The organism is Coprococcus hominis (ex Arizal et al. 2022) (assembly GCF_040094675.1).
GTDB classification, from domain to species: Bacteria; Bacillota; Clostridia; order Lachnospirales; family Lachnospiraceae; genus Coprococcus_C; species Coprococcus_C hominis.
Genome location: NZ_JBBNHG010000032.1, coordinates 150,798 through 174,921, shown reverse-complemented (window position 1 = coordinate 174,921; position 24,124 = coordinate 150,798). Strand labels below are relative to the sequence as shown.

Sequence of the window (24,124 nt, the reverse complement as noted above, 5' to 3'; positions counted from 1 at the left end):
TCATTGTCTCCCTTTTTCATGGCAAAAGCCTCACTGTCACATATTTTATCACGACTTTTCCAATTCGGAAACCCCTAAATATATTTCTTTAAATAAATATTCACTCTGCCCTTTCGCGTCTCACTTCCGGCACCGCAATACCGGAACTTTCCGTACCCGCGGACCGAGAAACTATCGCCATCTTTTAAGACCAGACTGTTGCGTTCCTCAATTCTGCCGTTCCGTGTGACTTTCTTCGCCCGGAATATATCCAGCGTCTCGTTGCGGGAGCATTTCGTGACGGCTGCAACGATGGCATCAAACCTCGGTGCACTGACGATCACGTGTATATCCTCAAGTACAGGCTTCAGATCCTCGATCTCACCCTCCACGAGAGAGGTTTTCACGTTCGTATGTTTTATCTTTGTCAGTTGCTCCATAATATATGCAGCGATATTCTCCTGACAGAAAATATATGCCCGCTTTCCATCCTTTACCAGAATGTCACCGAGCACAGACCGTTCAATCCCCAGATTCATAAGCGCGCCGAGAAAATCGCGATGACTCAGATCCTCAGCGAATTTGTCCAGTAATGGTTCTACCAGAATAATCGAGATGGGGAACACGCCCGCATACCCAAACAATTCTTCCGAGCCAAACTGCACCATCTGCCGTTCGCACTCCGGCGTTCCGCCGAAGCAGGTCATCCCCACAAAGGAGAAATCCGCCTGCTTCTCATAGACCACTGCAAGCTCTGCAGGTGTCAGGAATCCGGTGTATGTATAAATATTTTGCCTGTATGCGCGCTTCGCCAGGTCCTGCAAACGCGCAATCAATACCTGTTCTTCATTCATAATTCTATCTTACCTGTCACCACGCATAACCATGATGACCTGCACAGCATCCACGTCGCTCACCCGCAATCGTTCTGTCACGTTCAACTAGCCAAGAATCGCCTTATCGTTCGCGAATTCTTCGCCGCTTGCCTCTTCAAACTTGTGAAGCAGATCTGCAACGGTCAGCTTCTTCTTCTCTTCACCACGGATATCGAGAATGATATTGCCATCCATCATCATGATCAGCCGGTTTCCGTGTGCGATTGCATCCTTCATATTATGTGTGATCATCAACGTGGTCAGATTATCGCGGTTGACGATCATATCGGTCGTCTGCAATACCTTCGCCGCAGTCTTCGGATCAAGAGCGGCTGTATGCTCATCGAGGAGCAGGAGCTTCGGCTTCTTCAGGGTTGCCATCAGCAGTGTGAGTGCCTGTCTCTGACCACCGGACAGAAGTCCTACCTTCGATGTCATACGGTCTTCCAAACCAAGTCCCAGTGTAGCCAGCATCTCACGATACTTTGCATGCTCCTTCTTCGTGATTCCGGCTTTCAAAGTACGGCTGTCTCCCCGGCGGAGTGCCAGTGCCAGATTCTCCTGAATCTCCATTGTCGCTGCTGTTCCGGTCATTGGATCCTGGAACACACGGCCGAGATATTTGGCACGCTTATATTCCGGAAGCTTTGTTACATCGGCATCCCCAATCAGGATCTGTCCCTGATCGACCGGCCATACACCGGCGATTGCATTTAACATCGTAGACTTACCGGCCCCGTTTCCACCGATGACGGTTACGAAATCGCCATCCTCCAGCGTCAGATTCAGTCCTCTTAATGCCATTTTCTCATTGACCGTTCCCGCATTGAAGGTCTTATAAATATTCTTCAGCTCTAACATAGTATTTACGCCTCCTTCTTCTCTGCGGTTGCCGCAAGCTTCTTACCCTTGTTGAAATGTTTTCCCTTCCAATAAGGCACTGCAAGGAATACTGCTACGATCAAAGCCTGGAACAGCTTCAACAAATCCGTATCGACGCCGAGCCAGATAACGATCTGCAATACGATGAAATAAATCACTCCACCGATACCAACCGACAGAAGCTTCAATGCGAAGTTCTTGAAGATACGGCTGAATATTGCCTCACCGATGATAACCGATGCCAGACCGATTACGATCGCACCTTTACCCATATTGATATCTGCAAATCCCTGATACTGTCCAAGACATGCACTTGCAAATGCAACCAGACCATTCGAGATCATCAATCCGAGTACCTTGTTGAAGTTCGTGTTAATACCCTGCGCACGTGCCATATTCTCATTACAACCCGTTGCACGAAGCGAACTACCAAGCTCTGTACCGAAGAACCAGTACAAAATTCCGATGACAACAATCATAAATAGAAATACGACAAAAATGGAATTCTTATAGAATGCAACCCTCTTTATGTAACGCAGAGAAACTGCCAGATCATATTTGTCCACATTGATCGGCTGATTTGCCTTTCCCATGATCTTCAGGTTCACTCCCCACAGACCAAGCTGTGTCAGAATACCTGCTAAGATCGCCGGAATTCCCATCGTCGTGTGAAACAAACCGGTTACAAGTCCCACGAGCATACCGGCAAGTGTCGCGATCGCCATCGCGGCTGCTACATGATACCCTTTCTGCATCAACATAATACATACGGCTGCGCCGGTACACATCGTTCCATCGACGGACAAATCGGCGATGTCCAGAATCCGGAACGTAATGTACACGCCAATCGCCATAATACCCCAGATCAGACCCTGGGCAATCGCGCCTGGCATGGCATTGAATAAAGCACTTACATCCATTTCTTTCTCTCCTTTATTTCTTCATTAACAAAAGTCGGGTAGAAAAACTCTACCCGACTACTATACTATAATAATACAACAAAAATCAAGTAAATACGCTTGTTTTCGCTATTCTTTTCGATTACTCGTTTGTGATTGCTTCGTAATCATCTGGTACGCTGATACCGAGTTCGTCACAGATATCCTTGTTGTACTTCTTTGTAAACTGTGGTGCATACTCGATTGGCATCTCTTCTACCTTAGACTCACCCTTCAGGATCTTGGCTGCCATCTTACCAGTTGCGACACCCAGATCATAGTAGCTGATAGAAAGTGTTGCAACACCACAACCCTTACAGATACCTTCCTCGCCGGCAACTACAGGAGTCTTTGCTGGCATACAGATATTCTTGATGATCTCTGTATTAGCTGCGACTGTGTTATCTGTTGGAACGTAGATCACATCACTTGCATTGGCTGCAGATGTTGTGACTGTTGAAAGGTCATTGGAATCGGAGAATGAATAATACTCACATGTATATCCAAGCTTCTCCAGAGCTGCCTTGACTGTATCTACCTGATACTGGGAGTTTGCCTCTGCTGAACAGTACAGAAGTCCGACTGTCTTTGCATCTGGGAACAGCTCCTTGATCATATCTGCCTGACTCTCCAGTGGTGCAAGGTCAGATGTACCAGAAATATTTCTACCAACGGTACCATTGAAATCAGAAAGCTCGAGTGCAACACCATATTCTGTTACAGATGTACCAAGAATCGGAATCGTGTCTGTACCGGCTGCGGCTGCCTGTAATGCAGGCGTTGCATTTGCAAGGATCAGATCTACATCGCTGCTCACAAAACCATTGATGATCGTCGCACATGTATTAGCATCACCCTGTGCGTTCTGCTCATCAAACTTGATTCCGTCTTCACCAAACTCTTCTACCAAAGCATCCTTAAAGCCCTTTGTTGCGGCATCGAGTGCCTCATGCTGTACTAACTGACAGATACCTACCGTATAAGTATCATCCTTCTTGCCGCCACAGGCGCAAAGGGAAAGTGTCATTGCAGCAACAGATGCAACTGCAAGTAATTTCTTTAATTTTCTCATGATTCTCTTCCTCCTCGACGATATGCATGTCTTCGCTGCATATCCATTTTCTTTACTCATTTATTGCTCTAACGGGTTAATGATTTAGTGTAATAAAGTATTACAGTAACAGATTAAACCACGATTATTTAAAAATGTCAAGTTTTTGTAACCTTTTCGTCCGCCCACGTGTATAATCTGTGAAAGGCCTTTTGAAACAGACGGAGGATGTGACTATGAAGATACCAATACGGATACTGATGGAACGCTATCAGAATCATTTATACCGGATTGCATTCAGTATCTGTCAGAACCGCGAAGACGCAGAAGATGTCGTGCAGGACACCTTCCTGCAATATCATATTCTGAAGAAAGAATTTGAAGACGAAACCCATATCCGTGCATGGCTGATGCGGGTTGCAATCAACAAATCCAGGAATATCGTTCGCGCCTTCTGGCGGAAACACCGGCAATCCTTAGAAAGCTATATGGAGGAGCTGGATTTCCCAGATACTGAAAGCAGTACCCTGTTCGAGGCAGTGCTGCGGCTCCCGGAGAAACAGCGCACCGTCATTCATCTCTTCTATTATGAAGATTACACGATCAAGGAAATCGCAGAAATACTGCATGTAAGCGAGAGCAACGTCAAGGTTCGCTTAAACCGTGGACGCGCCGCTCTTCGAGAAGAAATCAAGGAGGATTGGAACTATGACGAATCATGAAAAATATAAGCAGGCATTTGACTGCCTGACGACCGACGCAGAAATCAACTTAAACCCGGCATCCATCCGGCGCAGCCGGACAACCCGTGTGGTTCGGCGCATGTGCTACACTGCTGCATGTCTGGTCATGATGTTTGCCGCATCGAACGGCATATGTTACGCGGCGACCGGGAAATCTCTTGTGCACACAATCATTGTTATGGCAGATGGCTCGAATGTGGAGATCTCCGAGGACGACAACTCGGTTACATTTACCATCGAAAAAACAGGAGATCTTTCTTACACGACTGCCGAGAACGGACGCCTGTATCTAAATCTGAATGATGAGAAAACAGACATCACCGATCAGTGCAGCGACACAGACTATTTCCGGAAGGATTACACCGATTCCGAAGGAAATAAGCATGTGCTCATCGCAGGCGGAACCGTGGAAAGCTACGGCTGGGCAGAGTATATCTTCAATGCAGAGGGAAAATATATTTTCAACACGATGAATATCCCAACTGACGAGGCGAATCCGGATGAGACGCCTGTATGGTTTGCGAAAGCTGAAAAAGACCTTGGAGTTGACGCAGACGCTCTGTTAGAGCAGGGCGGTTCCTACAAAATAGATGAAACCGGCATCGAACAGACCGAAACCGTGACAGAATCTGCACAATAATTGATTTTGCCGTTGCAACTACCCCCTGTATCCGCTATAATCAAAGTAGACTGTTGTGCAAAATATGCAAATTATCATGCATTTTTTGTACGAATTGATTAGCAACAGGGGGTAATTTTAATGATAGCTGGAAAAGAAGAAATCGAACGCCAGAAAGTATTCGGTCGTGACCACTTTGTATATGAAGAAAATTCCTACTTTATCGATGTCAACGATGACTCCGAGCGTATGTGGTTCCAGAACCGGATTGGTGTACCAAATTATAAATGGTTTCAGGAAGGTACGGGCGACAAGCACTGGGTTCTCTACAATCCGATCTGTTTTATGCCTACCAAGAACTGGAATGGAAAAAAGATTCTGAAATTTAACTACCGTGAATTCAAGGGTGGACGTCTGGAGGTTCCGATCAATGCAAGTAGCTGCTGTGGTATGTTCTCCTGGGTAACGCTCCCGGAAGGCTTCCAGATCGGCGGACTGTTCAACACGCGTGGCATCAAGGACATGAACCTGATGTTTGCAGGCTGTGTTATGCCGAAGGGCTTCTCGCTCGGTGACCATTTCCACACGAAGGAAGTCGAGGATATGCGATACATGTTTTACCAGAGTTCTGTATCCGAGGCATTTGATTTCGGTAAGATCTTTGATACATCGCATGTCATGAACATGGAGTATATGTTCTCTGAGTGCCGTATCCCGGATGGACTGAAATTCCCGGAGCGGTTCCTGACTGCACAGGTGACAAATATGGATCACATGTTCTACGAGAGTGTGTTCCTTGGGAAAGCGGATTTTGGAGACGGCTTTGTTGTATCGCCGGGCACGAACACGAACGATATGTTCACGGACTGCATGTTCGGGGACGAGAAGATTGATAACAAGTACAACCAGGATTTCAACTATGTGAAGTCCAGATTAAGTTGACGGAATTTGCATTTATATAACTAAAAAGAAACCACATGGATACATTCTACGCAGACGCGCTCCCGCTCGGTTCAGCACGTAGCGGTACTAAATTCGCGCTTCGCACTCATTAAGTGCCGACGTGCTTCAACGGTCTGCTTTAGAATTGTATCCATGTGGTTTCTTTATTTACTTTATTGGCTCTGCAAATTCCTTACACTCTACCTCAATCTTACAAAAGCGAAAGAAACACACCTGTCAACTGCATAGATATCCAGATCGGATTCGAGTAATATACATATGTTTAGAACTTCTTAGTTTCAATACATCGTATTTACTCGAACCGATACTGGATATATGCAATTGATATGGTGTGTTTCGTTTATTTCACATATTTCCGGTAGAACGTATCGAGTTCGAGCGGCTTATCGTAGTAGTAGCCCTGGATACATTCGACACCTGCGTTTCGTACGATGGAGAGTGCTTCCACTTTCTCGACACCTTCCGCACAGACAGCGATACCAACCTTCTTGCAGTATGTAACGATGAATTCGATCAGCGCTTTGTCCTTCGGTTTCTCGGTGATACTCCGCGTCATCGTGTGGTCAAGCTTCACCATGTCGGCAGGAATATCTTTGAGTACGGTCAGCGATGCATAGCCGGTTCCGAAGTCGTCAAGCGCAATGCTGATACCCGCATCCTTGAATGTCTGCAGGACGTCCGATAGAAATGACGTTTGCTCCACCCGGCAGCTCTCCGTCAGTTCCAGCATGACCGCATCATGCGGAAGCTGATAATGATCGAGCCGTTCCACAACATAACCTAAGAGCTCCGGATCTTTGAACTGTACATAAGACACATTGATCTGCAGACGCTTTAACGGCATATGTCCAATCTGCTCCCGCCACCTGGCAAGCGTCTGTAATGATTGGTCGATCACCCATTTTCCAACCCGGATGATCTCCTTGGAATTCTCCAGAATCGGAATAAAATCCATCGGTCCTATCACACCGAATTCCGGATGAGTAAAGCGGAGTAATACTTCCGCTGCATCACAGACCTCGCTCTTCGTCTCCACGATCGGCTGCATTACAATACGGAAACCCTTACAGTCTTCCTCCACGCACTCCCGGATTGCCTCCTTCAGACGTGTCATATATTTCTTCTGTGCAAATAATTCCTTGCTGTAGAATACAACATCATCGGTATTCGTCAGCTTTGCATGATCAAGGGCGTAAAACAGGTTACTTTGAATCTGGTCTAAGAACTCCCCATCTTCAGGGAAGAACGCTGCCGCTACCTTAAACCGCAGGTGTACCACCTGCCCGGACACGACCAGATTCCGCATAAAGCTGTCTACGAACTTCTTGTATTCTACAATACGCTCCACACCTGCATCCTGCATGACAATCGCAAAATTCGCTCCGTCCATCCGAAATACATGACAGTTGTGGAGCACACCCTCACGCAGCTTCTCTCCGATCAAGGCGAGCACCTTATCACCATAAGCATAGCTGTATTCTGCATTGATCCGCTTGAAGTTCTCCAGCCCGATCATGAGAATTCCACCCCGCGCGCGGTCATCCAGCAGACGGTTTAACTCACTCCGGAACTGATGAACGGTCCACAGATTCGTGACTGCATCGATCTTTGTCTGATATCCCATATTCGTGACAAGACCACCAAACCACTCTGCTTTTCCATCCGCATCGTAAGTCATGTATCCACGGCAATTGACCCACACATATTCTCCCTGTGCGTTCTTGATACGGTACTCACAGTTGTGATACGGCGTCACGCCATGGAGAAGCTCCATAAGACTATCTGTATATGGTTCCACATCCTCCGGATGAATCCGGCTGATCCACTCCCGCGTGGAATCTCCGAATATCTCCCCCGGTAATCCGAAATATTCCACTGCCGATGCAGACCAGCGTATCATGTCTTCTTTTAAATTGCCATAAAATAAAAAAGTTTTGCCCGGCGCTTTGGATACCAGGTCAAAATAACGTGACTCGAATTCTGACTTGTCCACTCATACACGCTCCTTCCCTCTTGCTTTTCATTCTCTTGTGTATGCATATCAGAATGTTTACATTTTTTGCATATTCTTTCTTATCCCATTATATAGGATATTTTCCAAATAGGCAATACATACTGCCAGAATATGAAAACAATCGTGCAAAACCGTTCCATTTCCCTCCGGTTCCTTCCGATACGAGCGGTACAAACTGTTGAAGCTTGTCCGGGAAAAGCATTTATCTACCGCATCCCGCATATTCGGCAGGACTGCAAGCATATCCCGCATATAAATATGCAACTGCTTTTCGTATCGGATATGCGCAAAAAATCCACTGGTATAGCGCATTGTGTGCGGATACGTGAAGCGGTCTGCCAGATAATGTGTCGCCTTTCCCATCTGGTAATAATCACGCACCGACAGTTTCTCCCGTTTCCGCAGCACGCGGTACACCCGGTTGACAAAAAAACGAGACCCTTCCGCTGTATGCCCACCGATCAGCATACGCCGATGGTCATTCAACGACAAAGGTCCCGCATCTTTTTGTTGTCTATGCGCGCGCAGCAACTGAAAATATCCGTGGATGTATGAACATTTGTTAACATCCGGCATGATATTTCCAATTACAAATGCGTATTTTTTTACCGGTTCTTCTATCTCAAATACACGTGCAAGATAACGCCCTAAGGCAAGATGATCTTTGGTTTGCATAAATCGAATCCCTACTTCTGTTCTTTTATTTCCAGCTCCGGCTGCATCGAAGCGACCTTCGTATTCGCCGGGATGGATGTCGTGACAAAAGAGTTTCCGGCTACAACAGAATTCTCACCGATCACAGTCTCGCCACCTAAGATAGTAGTATTCGCATAAATCACAACATTATTCTCGATCGTCGGATGACGCTTCACACCGGAAAGCAGCTGTCCCTTCCGTGTGGAGAGTGCTCCAAGCGTTACGCCCTGATAGATCTTCACATGATCGCCGATCGTCGTCGTCTCGCCGATGACGATTCCCGTACCATGATCGATACAGAAATATTCGCCGATCGTCGCACCCGGATTAATGTCGATTCCGGTCAGTCCGTGTGCATATTCCGTCATGATACGCGGAATATAAGGTACATTTAACTCATACAGGACATGTGCATACCGATATACAAAAATCGTGAAAATCCCCGGATAGGAAAGGATGATATCCTGGTGGTCCTTCGCCGCCGGATCACCGTTAAACTCCGCATCCACATCCTTTAAGATCATCGCCTGAATGTCCGGGATCTTCGCGATAAATGTTGATGTATACTCCTCCGCTTTCGCCCGGATCTCTGCATCGGCAAGCTCCTTGTTATCGAACTTCAAGGCGACACGCACCTGCTTAAACAGCCGTTCATAGAGGATTGCCAGCGTGCTTCCCGCGAAATTATCCTTGGAAACATATGCCATATTTTCAGAGCCGAAAAATCCCGGAAATGTGACCGTGCGCAGCCCTTCTATGATCGAAATGATTGCGTCCCGGTTCGGTACACAATCGCCGAGTGACATATCAAAAATCTTCTGTGCTTCGTAGTTTTCCTTCAGGCGCGCGGTTGCCTCCTGAATGGTTTTATTTACAATTGTTCCCATGACCTGCCTCCAATATCTATTCAAATCATAACCACCTCACACCCTCAGATGCATATGCCGGTCTGCATTTTATACCGGACACATATATTGCAATTCTGTTCATACTATATTATGATATAGAAAAATTGCGCGGATGTGCAATGACTATTTATATTTTCAATATTTATACTATACTATTATAAAACAAAAAAGTCCAAGGAATTTTTCGGAGGAACTATGAATAAGAAAGCATTGATCGCTATGAGCGGCGGTGTCGACAGCAGCGTGGCGGCCTTTTTGATGAAGGAGCAGGGCTACGAATGCATCGGTGCCACCATGAAATTATATCAAAACGATGACATCGTCATCAACAAGGAACACACCTGCTGTTCCTTAGACGACGTGGAGGATGCCCGTGCTGTGGCACATTCAATGGGCATGGATCACTACGTCATGAACTTCAAGGAACATTTCAAGGAACAGGTCATGGACAAGTTCGTGCATTGCTACGAATGTGGCATCACACCGAATCCCTGCATCGACTGTAACCGCTATTTGAAATTCGAATATCTGTACCAACGGGCACAGGAGCTTGGAATGGATTACGTTGTCACCGGACATTATGCGCAGATTGTACAGGATGAAACAACCGGGCGCTATCTCTTGAAGAAAGCAGTCGACGCAAGCAAGGATCAGAGCTATGTGCTCTATTCCCTGACACAGGATCAGCTTGCGCACACACAGTTTCCACTCGGCGGCATGCCGAAAAGCGAGACGCGTGCCATCGCGGAAGCACATGGTTTTGTCAATGCGAAAAAGCACGACAGTCAGGACATCTGCTTTGTGCCGGATGGAAATTATGCGAAGTTCATCGAACAGCATGCGTGCAAGACTTACCCGGAGGGCGATTTCGTTGATGTCCACGGCAATGTCTTAGGACGCCACAAGGGAATCATCCGCTACACGATCGGTCAGCGTAAAGGACTTGGACTGGCACTGAAAGAACCGATGTATGTCATGGATGTTGACATCGAGAAAAATCAGGTTGTCCTTGGTCGAAATGAAGATCTCTTCTCAAAACGCCTTGTCGCAGATGATGTGAATCTCATCTCAATCGGCCATATCGATACCCCGATCCGTGTCACTGCGAAGGTACGCTATCGTCATACGGAAGCACCAGCGACTGTCAATCCACTCCCGGATGGAAAGATTGAAGTCATTTTCAATGAACCACAGCGTGCAATCACGAAAGGGCAGGCCGTTGTTTTATATGATGGTGATATTGTAGTCGGCGGCGGCACGATCTGTGAGACAGAAAAACTATATTAAACTATTTTCTGCATAAAAAGAACTCGTAACAATTACATGCACACGCAAGCATGTTTGTTTACGAGTTCTTTTCTATTTCATTATACTTGATAGTCCTATATTGGAATTATAATTGACGTTCTGCATCTTCAACTCCGCCATATCCATACAGGCATGCCATATAATTCATGATGTCGTACGTCAGGTTGCCGCCTGCCTGTGCGATATCGGTCACAAATTTGCCAAACAGGATAAACGTCCGGTCTCCATAGGCAGCAATGTCTCTGCGCAGTGCCGATTCGATCGTCTCCTGTGCATCATTTGTATAGATAAAACGTACATAACCTGCCATCTTCGGATAATTCTCGATGAATTTCTGCAACCAGTCTAACTGGATTTGCACCAGATCCTCTTCGATGCCAATCCGTTTCTCACTCCGCTCTACCTGCAATGCATTTCCTGCCTTACAATCCTGCAGATAGCTTGCAAGCAGATCATTCGTCCAAGCCAGATACCGGCTCTTCCGCATGATGAAGAATGTATTCCAGTCGTCCGGATAGATGGTACTTCCAAACAACTTCCACTCCGCATCTATGATTGCCGCAATCGTTTCCTCGCGGTCAAATGGCGTTTCATTGCTCCATTCACGTGCCAGTCCCATCTCTTCTTCGAGGTCATATTTTGATTTTTCTGTTGTCTTTTCTTTTGCCGCCTGCTTCAAATCGTTTACATACTCGCGGTAGTTTGCTTCCATCTCGGCATCCTCCACGGCACCGAAATCACCGCGATCCACACGCTGTACCAGATCCTGCGCATATACATCAAGGAATGTATCTGTCCCTTTCACTACGCCCTGCATTTTTAGCTCCATCAACAGATATTCTGCAATATCCTCAAAGCAGGACACAATCTCGTCTTTATAATTCGTCTCATACGCGCTATACGTACGTCCTTCCCACGCAGCTGCCTGATTCGGAATCACTGCGATCCGGTCAAGGATCGGAGCCACGCTGTCAATGAGCGACAGGCTCTGCATGCCTTTCCGCATCCATTTATAATAAGGTGCATACTTCTGATTCAGCAGATAAATAATCTCCATCGTGTACTGCATGCCCTTTGCCACGCAGAGATTCGCGGTCACATAATCCTGTCTTGCCATCATACGTGCATAATTCGTCTGCGCTGTCTGCGCAAATCCATGCAGTTTCTCTGCCAGACGCATCATCCATACCTTTGTTGGATAATACTCAAGCAGACTCTCCCGTATCTTTGTAAATGCACCGGCATCATCGCGGAACACCATTCCATTGGTCGCCGCCGCCAGCTTCTCTTCTGAGATCTGCCGCCAGCTATCCGGGAGAATATAACCACCCTCTGCGGTTTTCTGTACCTTCACGCCAAGCAGATTCTCATAGAACTCGCGCACAGAGGAAACACCTCTTCTATGTGACAGCACCTTGTTGACCGAGTTTGTCGGTGCTTCAATTCCATTTTCACGTAAGAATTCATCGCCAAAATCAACCAGAAGCTGCTCATACGATTTCTGCAGCATACCTCCGATACTCCGGTAATCCTCCTCTGAAAGCCACAGACAGAATCCCAATGCAAAATCATGATCGCGCGAAATGGCATCGTCATAGCCAAAGCATTCCGAACCCTCTCCGACAAGTCCGACGGCAATCCGTGCCTCGTAATTCGGAAATTCCTCATGGATCATCTTCGCACCATGCAATTCATAAAAACGCTTGCAGATATGCAGCCAGTTATTCTCTGCATTTGGCTGAACCGTATCCTCCGATAATGTATCCACATAATCGGACTGTCCCTGTGCCGCTTCCTTGGTCCCGATTTCCTGCGGCACTGTTTCCGCCTGCACTTCTCCCATATGCACAATATTCGTCAGATATTTTACAGAAGGATTTGTTTTCATATCCGCAGTCAAAACTGCCGTCTGTTCTTCTTCCTCTTCCTTCTTCATTTCCTCGGCATAATATTTCGCCTGCTTATAACGCTCTTCGATTTCCAGATATGCATTCGATTTTCCGACGTGCTTTTCCATTTCCTGCATCGCCTGCATATAATAATCCGCTCCCTGCACATACGCTTCACGCATGCAAAGTGCATCGCCCATCATCGCAAGTGCCGTACTGTAATGGAAATCGCGTTTTCCATCCCATTCAAAGATACGGAGCGCACGCTCCAGACATTGCAGTGCTTCCTCATACATGGTGGATGCCGTTGTGCCATCTACCCGCTGTCCATTTGCGCCCATGGCAGCACCGCCTGCGAGCTGCAGCAATACCTGTGCCAGATTGCACCGGGTCGTTGCCTGCTCCATCCATGCATTCTGCTGTAGATCTACGACCGCAAGTGCCCGTCGGAATGTCTCTTCTGCCTTCTTCAGCTCGCCACTTCCCTGGTAGACAAACGCCCAGTTATTATAGAGTGTCGCGAACCGGTAATCTCCCGCAGAAAGCTTCTCCCGGTAAAGTACCTCCACACGTTCAAACAAATTCTGTGCTTTCATATAATAGCCAAAGGTACGATACGCATTTGCCACATTTAACAGGCTCGTTGCATATTCTACCGTACCTTCCATACCCATCTTTACAAGTATGTCTTCAATATCTGCACAATACCGAAGTCCCTTTGCATTCTGGTTCGTATCCCTGCATAACCCCATCATTTCATTCAGCAGAGAAAGTGCCGATGCATAATCCCGCTCATCCATCGCCACTTCAATATTGGTCGTCAGAAACTCCTCTATATCTTCCAGAGAATGTGTTCCAAACATATTGTCATAATCCATCAATACCTGATTGATATCCATCAGTCGTACCTCCTCTTTTCCCCGAATGTTCTTATGCACACGCTTTTTGCTGCATTGCATCCACAATGCGGTTTCGCACCAGCTTTGCAATCTGATCCGTTGTAAGCCCCTCATACTCTTCCGGATAAATCGCTGGCAGGAAATGTACCTGTGTCTTTACACGCCGCAGAGAATTGATCTCAAATGGTTTATAGGAATCTACCAATAACACGGGAACAATCGGACAATTTGCACGCACTGCACATTTGAATGCCCCCGGCATGAATTCCTTGATCGCATTCCGGTTATGAAAATACCCGCCCTCTGGAAATACAATGTACCGTCTGCCTTTTTTTACTTCTTTTGTCACTTTCCGGGTCGCCTCTACCTGACTTTTGATATCTGTCTTATCAATCCGGCAGCCGTCGATCAATGTAATAAACTGATCGACAATAATCATCTTCGAACGCTTCGCATCCATCATAACCGTACAAGGTTTCTTATGGGCGTCCATAATTCCAAGCGCATCGTATTTACCCTGATGATTGGCATATAACACATATCCGCCCTCCGCCGGCAGATTCTCCACGCCAGTCACACTCGTCCGAATCCTGCCATTTCGTTTCATGACATGAATCACATGAAGTGCCACGCGATAACGGTCTGCCTCGGAATAGCGTTCCGTATTTTTCTCTATATAACTTCCCTTCGCCAGATAGTAAATAATATATGGCAAAGAGATAATAATCACATACCAGAATCGTAGCATTTTCTCTCTCCGTCAAAAAAATAAAAGGATCTTGTCAAAGACCCTTTTATTGTAACACTGAATTGTTAGAAATAGCAAACCTTTTATGTATTTATTCGCTTTGTTTTGACTTATAATATTCATCAAACAGCTTATTTGCCGCATCCAATGTCTTGTTGCTGATATCCGGCAGATCTTTGCCCCATGCAGCAGTTGCCTGTTTAAAGCCTTTTTCCATTGCTTTCTGCATTTCGCGCATCTTGTCCTCATCGTCACCGGCGAGAGCACTTGCAAAATCAAACAATCTCTGCGAGGTCTGCTTCACGCCCCAATATCCATCGTCGGAGATATCTTCCTGTGCCTGTGCTTTCGTTGCTGCATCCACAGTGAAATTTCCGTTTGCAAAGATCTTCCAGATGGAATCGTCTCCGTTTGCAATTCCATACATACCAGCCTGCTTACCAAGCATCTGGGATACAAGATTTGTAAGACTGTTCTGTCTGCTTTCCTGATCCGCTTTGAGCTGCTTTACCAAAGCTGCGCGGTCTTCCTTGCTCATCTTGTTGATGGAATATGGTGCCTTGGCACTTTCCTGCGCGCTCTTCTCGTAAACCGCATCTTTCTCTGTCTCTGCAGAAGCCTTCTTCTCGGATGTCTCCGCAGCCTTTGCAGTTACACTATAATCAGAAACGGTTTCACTTGCAGCCTGCATACCTGCCATTGCATTTACTGTCATTCCCATGTTCTTTTGCTCCTTCCTTAGAATCATACGCACTTCCTTGTGCTTTTGGAGATGGAACCCCCATCTCTGTTTATATTATCGGTCATTTACCATGGATTGTTAACAATCTGTCCGCGAATTTATTAATGAAATGGACGAATCCGATAGGTAACGCCCAGTTCGTCACAGATTGCCTGACATTTTGCCTCTTCTTCTCTCGTGATCGTCGTCTCCACGGTACTTAATACCACCTTCGGCACATACCTTTTCGCATCCTTTGCGAACTTCAGCATCGCCTCAAAGGAACCGTCCCCGAATTTACTCCGCACAATCTCCTGATACCGCTTGGCATCCGGTGTGTTAAGACTGATAGAGATTGTGTCGATCAGACCTGCAAGCTTCGGTGTGATATCTTCGTTCCAGATCAGATCTCCGAGACCGTTTGTATTGATACGGATTGGCTTATCATAATGTGCTTTCAGATATTTTGCGATCTCAAGCAGTGCATCCAGCCGTTCCGTCGGCTCACCAAATCCACAGAATACAATTTCTTCATACGGCGCAACATCCGTTTTCTCAAACTCTGCAATCACTTCTTCCACACTCGGCTCATGTTCCAGCCACAAAGGCGCATCATTTACCTCTGACACATGATCACGGGTCTGTCGTTCGCAGAACGTGCACGCACACGGACAACGATTTGTCAGATTCACATACAATCCGTTATGCACTTTATATAATATCGTCATTGCTTTTCTTACTTCACTACTCATTCTTCTCACCTGTCAATCTCACATTACTTTCAAACATACGGTTAAATCCAAGCCATTCCGTCTTGTCTTCATTCTCCCGGATAATCTCGGTAAATGTCTGCAACTTCGCATCCATATTATCGGCATGTGCGAGTGCCATCGCCTCGATCAATGCTGGTTTCTTCGGTGAACCATATTCCAGTTCCCCGTGATGTGCCAGGATGCAGTGCTTCAGCTCATTTGCAAGCTTCGGTGGAAATCCTGGAATCTCACGCACCTTATCCGCAATCATCATCGTACCCATCACAATATGTCCGACTAACTGTCCCTCGTCGGTGTAATCGTTCTGTGGAAAATCGGAAATCTCATCGACCTTACCGATGTCGTGACAAATCGCTGCCGTCACAAGTAAATCATGATTGACAACCGGATAATTCGCTGCAATATATTCACATAATTTTGCAACCGATAAAGAATGTTCCAGCAGACCGCCTATAAATCCATGATGAATGGACTTGGCTGCGGAATGCTTCTTGAACTTCTCTGCAAATTCCTTGTCCTCAACAAAGAACATTTCCAATAGTTTATGTAAATACTGATTTTTTACACCCTGAATCAGTCCCAGTAATTCCTGATACATCGTATCAATATCTTTCGTTGAACATGGCATATAATCTGTCACATTGTATTCGCCTTCATCCGCCACGCGCACACGCTTGACATTTAACTGCAATGCTCCGTTAAAGCTCGTTACCTGTGCGTCAACACGAATATAGTCCATCGGCTCGAAATGCGCAATCGCATTCGAAAGCTCCCAGATCTTTGCATCGACCGTTCCGGTCTTATCCTGAAGCTGCAAAGAGTAATATGTCTTTCCAGCCTTTGTCTTTGCTACCACTTTATTCTTACAGAGATAGATTTCCGATACCATCTCTCCATCACGCAATTCTTTGATATAATTCATGCTCTTTCTTCCTCCATCCTACGCTTCACTCTTTCCTATTTATATCACTTATATATGCTTTTCGCAAGGGAGGATTCCTCCGTCTTCTTCGTCTTCACACGTTCTTCCTGTATGTTCATTGGCTCCATATTCTCAAACCAGTTTCCCATGCTCCCGCCTCCGATCATAAACCATAGCATACAACTTCTGAAAATGTAAAGCGTAAGTTTGGAACATTTGGAAAAAGCAAGGAAATATGCGGGTTTGAAGGAAAAGATATTTTTATTTATGCTCATAATAATGTTAAAAACGGAAGGCGTACTTTGCTATTGAAGTACACCTTCCGCATTTTTTATTCTTATTCTTCAATTACATAATTATTACTTCTTGATATAAGCTTTTGTATTCACAGACTGAATATTCTTATAGTTGTTCGCTGGTGCCGCGCTTCCCTTCGGTACCAAAACAATCTGGATGCCTTCGAGACGCTTTGCATATCCGGCAGTTCCGGATTCTTCTCCGTTCTTCGCCCAGCCAAGCTAGCCGTAAGACTGTGCATGTACACGATAATATACATCAAAGCGGTTTGCCATCTCGCCGTAAAGCTTGATCTGGATTGCTTCCAGTCGCTTTGCTTCTCCGCTTGTTCCGCTCATCGCACCATTCGTTACCGGATTCTGCCAGCCAAAGGACTGGACGTGGGTGCGGTAGGAAGTAGTAATTTTCCCCTCTACATCTTCAAATATATAGCCATATTCCTTGGCATAAGACTCTACGTACGAAACAGCATACCCCCGAATAGTTTTAAGATTTACACACCCCCAAAAAGCACTATTCTCTATTTTCGTCACGCTTTCCAATCGTTGTTACTCCATCTGGTATAACAGCATACTCCAATAAAGCGCAATAATAAAATGCCTCATCACCTATTGTTGTCACACTGTCTGGTATTACAATACTTTTTAATAATCTACAATCCGCAAACGCACACTCGCCTATTTTCTTTACACCATCCGGAATCACTACCGTTTCCAATGCTGTCTTGCTTTGAAATGCCCTATCCCCAATCTCGGTACATCTGCTTGGTATTACGACATCTGCACCGTTTGCCTTATATTTTATAATCTTCGTTCCATCCCACTCAAAATCTGCTTCACTCGTCTCAGCTATATCTGCAACTACCATTTCTGTCGGTTCTTCCGCCAACACCGTCCCTGCCGGAACGTTTACCAGTAAACTCACGCCCATGCACGCCGCCAGTGCAAAGCCTGCAAATCTCTTTGTTCTTCTCATCTTTTTCCTCCTCTTTTGCTCTCCATATACATGATTTCTTCTCGCCCCGCGCGCAATAATTAGTAAAGATATTTACTATTTGAGATAGTACATTTCTTTACTATGCTATTGTGTAAACAAGGTGAAATTATGGATAATAAAAAATATATTGAACGAATCAAAAATTTAAGAGAGGATCATGACTACACGCAGGAATATGTCTCCAACTATCTTGGCACATCCCAGACAATGTACGCTCGCTATGAGCGCGGTGCCAACGAATTGCCAATCCGCCATCTTCTATCCCTGTGCAAATTGTATCACGTTTCCTCCGATTATATACTTGGACTGAGCAATAAACTCTAAGTCCTTGTTTTAAATCGTCCATCTGTCTTTAATTTTAGTAAATATATGTACTAAAGCCAAGTCGATTTCTTGTAAGTCTTCTAAATATATGCTATCTTAATTTTATATTATTTTTTAAGGAGCGTGATTCTATGAATTGTCCAACATGTGGAGCAACACTTACAGACGGCACTACAACCTGCCCTACCTGCGGAGCAGCGATCTCCCAGCCGGCAGATTTCAACCAAATGCAATATCAACAGCCTGAGACAAACTTCAATCAGGCACAGTATCAGCAGCCTCAGGCAAACTATAATCAGCAACCATACCAGCAGCCTCAGGCAAATTTCAATCAGGCACAATACCAGCAGCCTCAAGCAAACTATAATCAGGCACAGTATCAGCAGCCTCAGGCAAATTACAACCAGATGCCATATGCAAATTCTGCTGCCTATGCCCCAGCAGGTGCTAAGTACAAGCGGAAATTCAATGCCGGACATTTTGCAGTGATGGGCGGAAGCCTGCTCTGTCTGATCTCCGTCTTTCTTCCGTTCCTGTCTGTTTCCCTTTTTGGATACAGTGAATCAATGTCGTTATTTAAGGACGGCGAAGATGGCGTCATCTTTTTGATAACTGCAATCGTGATCATTGCATTGTCTATGCTGCGGGTAAATACATTGAATATTATCCTGACCCTGATTCAGGGAATTTTCGCAATTTATGAAACTATGAGCGCAAAAAGCGAACTTTCCGATTATGGTTCTATGGTTCAATATGGTGCTGGTTTCTATCTGCTTTTGATCGGTGGTATCGTTGCATTTGTCGGTGCCATTATCGGCTTGGTTCTTCATATCAATGCAAAGAAAGCATTTAATCAAGCCTAACATACTTTTATAAAAGGAATAAACCATGAACAAACGAAGCTTACGCATACTAGAGTTTAATAAAATACTATCTATGGTGACAGAATATGCGACCTCCCCTATGGCAAAACGCCGGGTGGACCGCATGAAACCCCAGCGTGACATCGAACAGATCCGAAAATTACAGGAAGAGACAAACGATGCACTGAACCGTCTGAACCGTCATGGAAATATCAGCTTTTCCGGGTTATGCGATATCGGTGCATCCATCAAACGGCTGGAGGTACAGGGTACCCTTACTTCTAAGGAACTTCTGGACATCGCAGCCGTCTTACAGGTTGCAAAAGCAGCCAAACAGTACGGCGACGGTTCCGATCTGACCGAAGCACTCGCCAGCCGGAATCAGGAGCCTGTTTCACAGACTACCTTCGATTCCCTGACCGAACGTTTTAACATGCTGCTGCCATTGGAGCACATCGCATCCGAGATCAACCGCTGTATCTTATCAGAAAATGAATACGCGGACGATGCAAGCTCCGGTTTGAAGAACATCCGCCGGGAAATCCGTCTCACCAACGACAAGCTGCACCAGCAGTTAGATAAGATCATCAAAAGTGACGCAAACCGTGACCAGTTGCAGGATTCTCTGATTACCATGCGAAACGGCAGATACTGTATTCCGGTCAAGCAGGAATACCGTTCGAAATTCCCGGGTATGATTCACGATCAGTCCTCGACCGGCTCCACGCTTTTCATCGAACCAATGGCAGTCGTCAATCTGAACAACCAGATCAAGGAGCTTGCGAACGAGGAATTATTAGAAATCGAGAAAATACTGGAGAGCCTGAGTGCGCAGGCAGCTACTTATGTCTCTGAAATCGCCTACGATCTGGAATTACTGACCGATCTGGATTTTATATTTGCAAAGGCGAAATTCGCCCGCGCAACAAACAGCACAAGACCGATCTTTAACACCGACGGTATCATTGATATCCGGCAGGGACGTCATCCATTGCTGGAGAAGCACACGGTTGTGCCAGTCGATATCCGGCTTGGTGAGACATACAACCTGCTCATTATCACAGGTCCGAATACCGGTGGTAAAACGGTTTCCCTAAAGACACTCGGACTGTTTTCTCTCATGGGGCAGGCAGGTCTGCACATCCCGGCGATGGAGGAATCCCGCCTGGCTGTCTTCGACGATATCTTCGCAGATATCGGTGACGAGCAGAGCATCGAACAGAATCTGTCAACGTTCTCCTCTCACATGAGCAACATTGTCTATATCGTGCAGCATGCAACCCCGAACACACTATGCCTATTCGATGAGCCGGGCGGCGGAACCGATCCGGTCGAGGGTGCGGCACTGGCAGTTTCCATCTTAAATTATCTGAAAAGTATGGGTGCCCGCTGCATGGCGACGACACATTACAGCGAATTGAAAACATACGCCCTTTCCACCGATGGAGTAGAAAATGCATCGTGCGAATTTGATGTGGCAACTCTGCGTCCAACCTACCGTCTGACAATCGGTATTCCGGGTAAATCCAACGCATTTGCCATCGCAAGCAAGCTTGGTCTGCCAGATTATATCATCAACTCCGCAAAGGATCAGATTGACAGCGATGCGATCGACATGGAAACCCTGCTCGCGGATCTCGAAGCAAGCAAGCGATCCATGCAGGAGGACGAAAAGGCAATCGAGGCATATAAACAGGAAATTGAATCTCTGAAGGAATCCTTGCAGAAGAAGGAAGAAAATCTCGATACGAAGAAAGCCGAGATTCTGAAAAAAGCAAGGGAAGAAGCCAGAGACATAATCGATGACGCCAAGGATGTGGCGGATCAGACAATCCGCGATTACAACAAATGGCGCAATAATCCACACAAGGCCGACATGCGCACGATGGAAGAACAGCGCAGCAAGCTTCGAAGCAAAATCAAAGATTACGAGAAATCCGGTGCATCCGAGACAAAGAAACAGACCTCAAACCATAAAGCATCTGATTTCCATATCGGGGATACCGTGCAGGTACTCAGCATGGGAACACGCGGTACAATCACAAAACTGCCAGACAACAAAGGCATTGCAGGCGTACAGATGGGTATTTTAAATTCTATGTTGCCGATTTCCGACCTGCTGATTATCCCGGAAAGTACCGTATCAGTAAATGGAACAAAACAAAAATACAGCGGCAAACATGCAGGCGGAGATCATACATCCGTCAGCAAATCTATGACATTCTCTCCAGAACTGAACGTCATGGGGAAAACAGTCGATGAAGCATGCTTTGAGATTGACAAATATCTGGATGATGCAGTTCTGGCACACATTTCCCGTGTCACGATCATCCACGGAAAGGGAACCGGTGCCCTGCGCAAAGGCATCTGGCAGTATTTAAAGAAACATCCACTGGTGCAGTCCTATCGCTCCGGCGAATTTGGTGAGGGCGAATATGGCGTTACCATCGTCGAATTGTAGACGAGTTACAACCATACAACACACTTTTATTGGAGGGGAACATGGAGAAACAACGAATCCTGATCGTCGATGACGACGAAAATATCGCAGAGCTTATCTCTTTGTATTTACTAAAGGAATGCTTTGCAACTGAAATCGCATACACAGGCAAGGACGCACTTGCACTCGCAGCCACCTTCAATCCTGACTTGATCTTATTGGATATCATGCTCCCGGATATTGATGGCTATGAGGTCTGCACGGAAATCCGCAAGACACGCCAGACACCGATCATCATGCTTTCCGCGAAGGGGGAAGTGTTCGACAAGGTGCTCGGCTTAAAGCTCGGCGCCGATGACTATATGATCAAACCGTTTGATTCCAACGAACTGGTTGCAAGAGTCAAAGCGGTTTTGCGTCGTACCGTTATGACCCAGGCTGTAACCACTGCTGCACCTGTAAGCATCGCTGAAGTTACCGATCATCAGGGTGAATTCGTCGAATATGACGGCTTACTTATCAATATGACCAACTACACTGTAACTTTGGATGGTGAATCGGTGGAGATGCCGCCGAAGGAGCTGGAGCTTTTGTATTTTCTTGCCAAACGTCCAAACCAGGTATTTACACGTGATCAGCTGCTTGACCGTCTCTGGGACTACGAATATGCCGGAGACTCGCGAACGGTAGACGTCCATATCAAGCGTCTGCGTGAAAAACTGAACGAAAATCACAACTGGTCAATCTCTACGGTATGGGGCAAAGGTTATAAATTCGAGGTAAAGTAACATGACATTACGCCACTCTCTGTTTGATAAAATATTCATAAGTTTTTTGGTTATTTTTACGGTTTGTTTTGGATTTATCGTCCTCTATGCCTCCAACGTCACACGAAGCATGCTTGTCGATGACCGAACAGAAGTACTGACAAATGAAGCATTTTTAATCGCGGATCAGACAGTCGCAGGATATGTGCAGGGCGTTTACACCAAAGATGAATTGCAAGAAAGTCTACGCTATTACAGTGACAAACTGAATGCCAGCATCTGGGTTACCGATGAAAAAGGCATCATCTATGGATTTGCGAATGCAGACGGACATCCAGATAACCCCAAAAATATATTCCTCGTTGACCCGGATTTTGATATCTACACCGCGCAGTCTTTTAATGGCAAATTTTACAATACGTTCAAAAGCAACGTTATTTCTGTTGCCATTCCAATCCATATTAACAACCAGCCAAACGGTATGCTATTGATTCATTCTACGGTGGAACAGCTGCAGAATATTCAGGAAAAAATCGTAAAACTGATTTATGCACCGTATCTGTTTATGATTATCATTTCCTTTGCCCTACTTGGTATCATCTCGGGTAAAGTCATGCGTCCAATCCGGAAAATCAACTCCGTAGCAGAGCAATATTCCACTGGTAACTTCGACACGCCAATGGATATTCATTCCAACGACGAGATTGGTCAGCTTGCATCCACACTTGAATACATGGCTTCAGAACTGGCAAAACTGGACGAGTACCGAAAGGCATTTATCTCCAATATCTCACACGATTTCCGCTCTCCGCTCACCTCGATCAAAGGCTATATTGAGGCGATTCAGGATGGAACGATCCCGCCGGAGAAGCAGAGTCATTACCTAGATATCGTCGTGCAGCAGACAAACCGGCTGACAAAACTTACCTCCAGTCTTCTGGAGTTAAATAACTACGATTCCTACGGTATCTGGCTCGTATGCAAGGATTTCGATATTGTCGAGCTTGTCCTATCTGCGATTAACTCCTTTGAGGGGCGCTGTATCGAGAAGCAGATTGCGATCCGGTTAAATAATCACACCGAACATTCGATTGTTCATGCAGACAAGACAAAGATCGAGCAGGTCATCTACAATCTGCTTGATAATGCAATCAAATTTACGCCAAATGGTAAATCAATTTACGTGACATTGTCGGAAAAACATGATAAAATTTTTGTATCTGTGAAGGATGAGGGATGTGGTATTCCGAAGGATTCCCTGAACCGTGTATGGGTTCGTTTTTACAAGGCGGACCGCTCCCGTGGCAAAGACAAACAGGGAACCGGACTCGGACTTGCGATTACCAAAGAAATCATCAAGGCACATAATGAGAATATCAATGTTGTCAGCACCGAGGGTGTCGGAAGTGAATTTACATTTTCACTGTCCAAGGCAACAACAGATTCCGAACAATCATAAGAATAACCGGTCTTATGCAAACCGCAAATTTATATGGCCGGATAAGGGGA

At 45.9% G+C, this 24,124-nt stretch carries 23 protein-coding genes and 1 pseudogene; 9 read left to right on the top strand and 15 right to left on the bottom strand.

Going from position 1 to position 24,124, the window contains the following annotated elements; translation table 11 throughout:
* Positions 1-74 precede the first annotated feature (74 nt).
* The 4 genes from AAAT93_RS08945 to AAAT93_RS08930 all read right to left on the bottom strand — a co-directional run bounded on the left by AAAT93_RS08945 (position 75) and on the right by AAAT93_RS08930 (position 3,746).
* Entirely contained in the window at positions 75-833 is a 759-nt protein-coding gene (locus AAAT93_RS08945) for a YlmH/Sll1252 family protein (protein ID WP_117780380.1), read from the bottom strand.
* Positions 834-920: 87 nt separating this feature from the next.
* The gene (locus tag AAAT93_RS08940) at positions 921-1,715 is read right to left on the bottom strand and encodes an ABC transporter ATP-binding protein (protein ID WP_021984572.1); all 795 of its coding nucleotides are present in this window, start codon (positions 1,713-1,715) and stop codon (positions 921-923) included.
* A 5-nt stretch (positions 1,716-1,720) separates the two neighbouring features.
* On the bottom strand, positions 1,721-2,656 hold the full coding sequence (locus AAAT93_RS08935) for an ABC transporter permease (protein WP_021984571.1): 936 nt from the start codon (positions 2,654-2,656) through the stop codon (positions 1,721-1,723).
* Between the two features lie 121 nt (positions 2,657-2,777).
* Positions 2,778-3,746, bottom strand: a complete 969-nt coding sequence (locus AAAT93_RS08930) for an ABC transporter substrate-binding protein (protein ID WP_117780381.1) — start codon at positions 3,744-3,746, stop codon at positions 2,778-2,780.
* Positions 3,747-3,961: 215 nt separating this feature from the next.
* Between AAAT93_RS08930 and AAAT93_RS08925 the strand changes: the two genes are divergently transcribed.
* The 3 genes from AAAT93_RS08925 (at position 3,962) to AAAT93_RS08915 (ending at position 6,029) form a co-directional block, all read left to right on the top strand.
* Positions 3,962-4,447, top strand: a complete 486-nt coding sequence (locus tag AAAT93_RS08925) for an RNA polymerase sigma factor (RefSeq protein WP_021984569.1) — start codon at positions 3,962-3,964, stop codon at positions 4,445-4,447.
* A complete protein-coding gene (locus AAAT93_RS08920) occupies positions 4,434-5,108 on the top strand; it encodes a hypothetical protein (RefSeq protein ID WP_021984568.1) in 675 nt (224 codons plus the stop codon). The genes AAAT93_RS08925 and AAAT93_RS08920 overlap by 14 nt, the downstream gene beginning before the upstream one ends.
* Before the next feature lie 120 nt (positions 5,109-5,228).
* Positions 5,229-6,029 (top strand): BspA family leucine-rich repeat surface protein, encoded by an 801-nt coding sequence (locus AAAT93_RS08915; protein WP_117780382.1) that lies wholly within the window; start codon positions 5,229-5,231, stop codon positions 6,027-6,029.
* Positions 6,030-6,390: 361 nt separating this feature from the next.
* Here the strand turns inward: AAAT93_RS08915 and AAAT93_RS08910 are convergent, their stop codons facing one another.
* From AAAT93_RS08910 to AAAT93_RS08900, 3 genes are read right to left on the bottom strand one after another with little or no spacing between them, the layout of a single operon-like run.
* Positions 6,391-8,043, bottom strand: a complete 1,653-nt coding sequence (locus AAAT93_RS08910) for an EAL domain-containing protein (protein ID WP_227573121.1) — start codon at positions 8,041-8,043, stop codon at positions 6,391-6,393.
* A 57-nt stretch (positions 8,044-8,100) separates the two neighbouring features.
* Positions 8,101-8,739 carry a zinc dependent phospholipase C family protein gene (locus AAAT93_RS08905; protein ID WP_021984565.1) on the bottom strand — a complete coding sequence of 213 codons (639 nt, stop codon included), beginning with the start codon at positions 8,737-8,739 and terminating at the stop codon, positions 8,101-8,103.
* Between the two features lie 11 nt (positions 8,740-8,750).
* Positions 8,751-9,647, bottom strand: a complete 897-nt coding sequence (locus tag AAAT93_RS08900) for a serine O-acetyltransferase (RefSeq protein ID WP_021984564.1) — start codon at positions 9,645-9,647, stop codon at positions 8,751-8,753.
* A gap of 216 nt (positions 9,648-9,863) precedes the next feature.
* Here AAAT93_RS08900 and mnmA point away from each other — a divergent pair, with 216 nt between their 5' ends.
* Positions 9,864-10,955: a tRNA 2-thiouridine(34) synthase MnmA gene (gene mnmA, locus AAAT93_RS08895; RefSeq protein ID WP_021984563.1), complete on the top strand. Its 1,092-nt coding sequence runs from the start codon at positions 9,864-9,866 to the stop codon at positions 10,953-10,955.
* Positions 10,956-11,061: 106 nt separating this feature from the next.
* Here mnmA and AAAT93_RS08890 read toward each other — a convergent pair whose 3' ends face one another.
* From AAAT93_RS08890 to AAAT93_RS08860, 8 genes and pseudogenes are all read right to left on the bottom strand, one after another.
* Positions 11,062-13,764: a DUF4125 family protein gene (locus AAAT93_RS08890; protein ID WP_021984562.1), complete on the bottom strand. Its 2,703-nt coding sequence runs from the start codon at positions 13,762-13,764 to the stop codon at positions 11,062-11,064.
* 31 nt (positions 13,765-13,795) lie between these two features.
* Positions 13,796-14,512, bottom strand: coding sequence for a lysophospholipid acyltransferase family protein (locus AAAT93_RS08885; RefSeq protein WP_021984561.1), 717 nt, complete (start codon positions 14,510-14,512; stop codon positions 13,796-13,798).
* Positions 14,513-14,603: 91 nt separating this feature from the next.
* Positions 14,604-15,233 carry a hypothetical protein gene (locus AAAT93_RS08880; protein WP_021984560.1) on the bottom strand — a complete coding sequence of 210 codons (630 nt, stop codon included), beginning with the start codon at positions 15,231-15,233 and terminating at the stop codon, positions 14,604-14,606.
* A gap of 122 nt (positions 15,234-15,355) precedes the next feature.
* Positions 15,356-15,985, bottom strand: a complete 630-nt coding sequence (locus tag AAAT93_RS08875) for a TIGR04100 family radical SAM protein (RefSeq protein WP_021984559.1) — start codon at positions 15,983-15,985, stop codon at positions 15,356-15,358.
* Complete coding sequence (locus AAAT93_RS08870) at positions 15,978-16,928, bottom strand: 3'-5' exoribonuclease YhaM family protein (RefSeq protein WP_021984558.1); 951 nt, start codon at positions 16,926-16,928, stop codon at positions 15,978-15,980. The genes AAAT93_RS08875 and AAAT93_RS08870 overlap by 8 nt, the downstream gene beginning before the upstream one ends.
* Positions 16,929-17,287: 359 nt before the next feature.
* Positions 17,288-17,431 (bottom strand): annotated as a pseudogene (locus tag AAAT93_RS13655) (hypothetical protein); the annotation flags it as partial.
* A 15-nt stretch (positions 17,432-17,446) separates the two neighbouring features.
* Positions 17,447-17,758, bottom strand: coding sequence for a hypothetical protein (locus tag AAAT93_RS08865; protein WP_331682240.1), 312 nt, complete (start codon positions 17,756-17,758; stop codon positions 17,447-17,449).
* Complete coding sequence (locus AAAT93_RS08860; protein WP_227573120.1) at positions 17,739-18,200, bottom strand: leucine-rich repeat domain-containing protein; 462 nt, start codon at positions 18,198-18,200, stop codon at positions 17,739-17,741. Before AAAT93_RS08860 ends, AAAT93_RS08865 begins: the two co-directional genes overlap by 20 nt.
* A 102-nt stretch (positions 18,201-18,302) precedes the next feature.
* Here AAAT93_RS08860 and AAAT93_RS08855 point away from each other — a divergent pair, with 102 nt between their 5' ends.
* The 5 genes from AAAT93_RS08855 (at position 18,303) to AAAT93_RS08835 (ending at position 24,074) form a co-directional block, all read left to right on the top strand.
* Positions 18,303-18,545 carry a helix-turn-helix domain-containing protein gene (locus AAAT93_RS08855; protein WP_331682239.1) on the top strand — a complete coding sequence of 81 codons (243 nt, stop codon included), beginning with the start codon at positions 18,303-18,305 and terminating at the stop codon, positions 18,543-18,545.
* A gap of 131 nt (positions 18,546-18,676) precedes the next feature.
* Positions 18,677-19,408, top strand: a complete 732-nt coding sequence (locus AAAT93_RS08850; RefSeq protein WP_118374312.1) for a zinc ribbon domain-containing protein — start codon at positions 18,677-18,679, stop codon at positions 19,406-19,408.
* A 25-nt stretch (positions 19,409-19,433) separates the two neighbouring features.
* Entirely contained in the window at positions 19,434-21,869 is a 2,436-nt protein-coding gene (locus tag AAAT93_RS08845) for an endonuclease MutS2 (protein ID WP_118374313.1), read from the top strand.
* Between the two features lie 41 nt (positions 21,870-21,910).
* Entirely contained in the window at positions 21,911-22,636 is a 726-nt protein-coding gene (locus tag AAAT93_RS08840; RefSeq protein WP_021984551.1) for a response regulator transcription factor, read from the top strand.
* 46 nt (positions 22,637-22,682) lie between these two features.
* The gene (locus AAAT93_RS08835; RefSeq protein WP_227573119.1) at positions 22,683-24,074 is read left to right on the top strand and encodes a HAMP domain-containing sensor histidine kinase; all 1,392 of its coding nucleotides are present in this window, start codon (positions 22,683-22,685) and stop codon (positions 24,072-24,074) included.
* Positions 24,075-24,124 lie beyond the last annotated feature (50 nt).

Excerpts from the sequence above, each read along its gene's own strand:
- AAAT93_RS08850 (WP_118374312.1), top strand. The coding sequence starts at position 18,677 with ATGAATTGTCCAACATGTGGAGCAACACTTACAGACGGCACTACAACC.
- AAAT93_RS08885 (WP_021984561.1), bottom strand. The coding sequence starts at position 14,512 with ATGCTACGATTCTGGTATGTGATTATTATCTCTTTGCCATATATTATT.
- AAAT93_RS08900 (WP_021984564.1), bottom strand. The coding sequence starts at position 9,647 with ATGGGAACAATTGTAAATAAAACCATTCAGGAGGCAACCGCGCGCCTG.
- AAAT93_RS08840 (WP_021984551.1), top strand. The coding sequence starts at position 21,911 with ATGGAGAAACAACGAATCCTGATCGTCGATGACGACGAAAATATCGCA.
- AAAT93_RS08870 (WP_021984558.1), bottom strand. The coding sequence starts at position 16,928 with ATGAATTATATCAAAGAATTGCGTGATGGAGAGATGGTATCGGAAATC.
- AAAT93_RS08925 (WP_021984569.1), top strand. The coding sequence starts at position 3,962 with ATGAAGATACCAATACGGATACTGATGGAACGCTATCAGAATCATTTA.
- AAAT93_RS08905 (WP_021984565.1), bottom strand. The coding sequence starts at position 8,739 with ATGCAAACCAAAGATCATCTTGCCTTAGGGCGTTATCTTGCACGTGTA.
- AAAT93_RS08935 (WP_021984571.1), bottom strand. The coding sequence starts at position 2,656 with ATGGATGTAAGTGCTTTATTCAATGCCATGCCAGGCGCGATTGCCCAG.
- AAAT93_RS08915 (WP_117780382.1), top strand. The coding sequence starts at position 5,229 with ATGATAGCTGGAAAAGAAGAAATCGAACGCCAGAAAGTATTCGGTCGT.
- AAAT93_RS08930 (WP_117780381.1), bottom strand. The coding sequence starts at position 3,746 with ATGAGAAAATTAAAGAAATTACTTGCAGTTGCATCTGTTGCTGCAATG.
- AAAT93_RS08920 (WP_021984568.1), top strand. The coding sequence starts at position 4,434 with ATGACGAATCATGAAAAATATAAGCAGGCATTTGACTGCCTGACGACC.
- AAAT93_RS08855 (WP_331682239.1), top strand. The coding sequence starts at position 18,303 with ATGCTATTGTGTAAACAAGGTGAAATTATGGATAATAAAAAATATATT.
- AAAT93_RS08940 (WP_021984572.1), bottom strand. The coding sequence starts at position 1,715 with ATGTTAGAGCTGAAGAATATTTATAAGACCTTCAATGCGGGAACGGTC.
- mnmA (WP_021984563.1), top strand. The coding sequence starts at position 9,864 with ATGAATAAGAAAGCATTGATCGCTATGAGCGGCGGTGTCGACAGCAGC.
- AAAT93_RS08845 (WP_118374313.1), top strand. The coding sequence starts at position 19,434 with ATGAACAAACGAAGCTTACGCATACTAGAGTTTAATAAAATACTATCT.
- AAAT93_RS08875 (WP_021984559.1), bottom strand. The coding sequence starts at position 15,985 with ATGAGTAGTGAAGTAAGAAAAGCAATGACGATATTATATAAAGTGCAT.
- AAAT93_RS08890 (WP_021984562.1), bottom strand. The coding sequence starts at position 13,764 with ATGGATATCAATCAGGTATTGATGGATTATGACAATATGTTTGGAACA.
- AAAT93_RS08860 (WP_227573120.1), bottom strand. The coding sequence starts at position 18,200 with ATGAGAAGAACAAAGAGATTTGCAGGCTTTGCACTGGCGGCGTGCATG.
- AAAT93_RS08880 (WP_021984560.1), bottom strand. The coding sequence starts at position 15,233 with ATGGGAATGACAGTAAATGCAATGGCAGGTATGCAGGCTGCAAGTGAA.
- AAAT93_RS08945 (WP_117780380.1), bottom strand. The coding sequence starts at position 833 with ATGAATGAAGAACAGGTATTGATTGCGCGTTTGCAGGACCTGGCGAAG.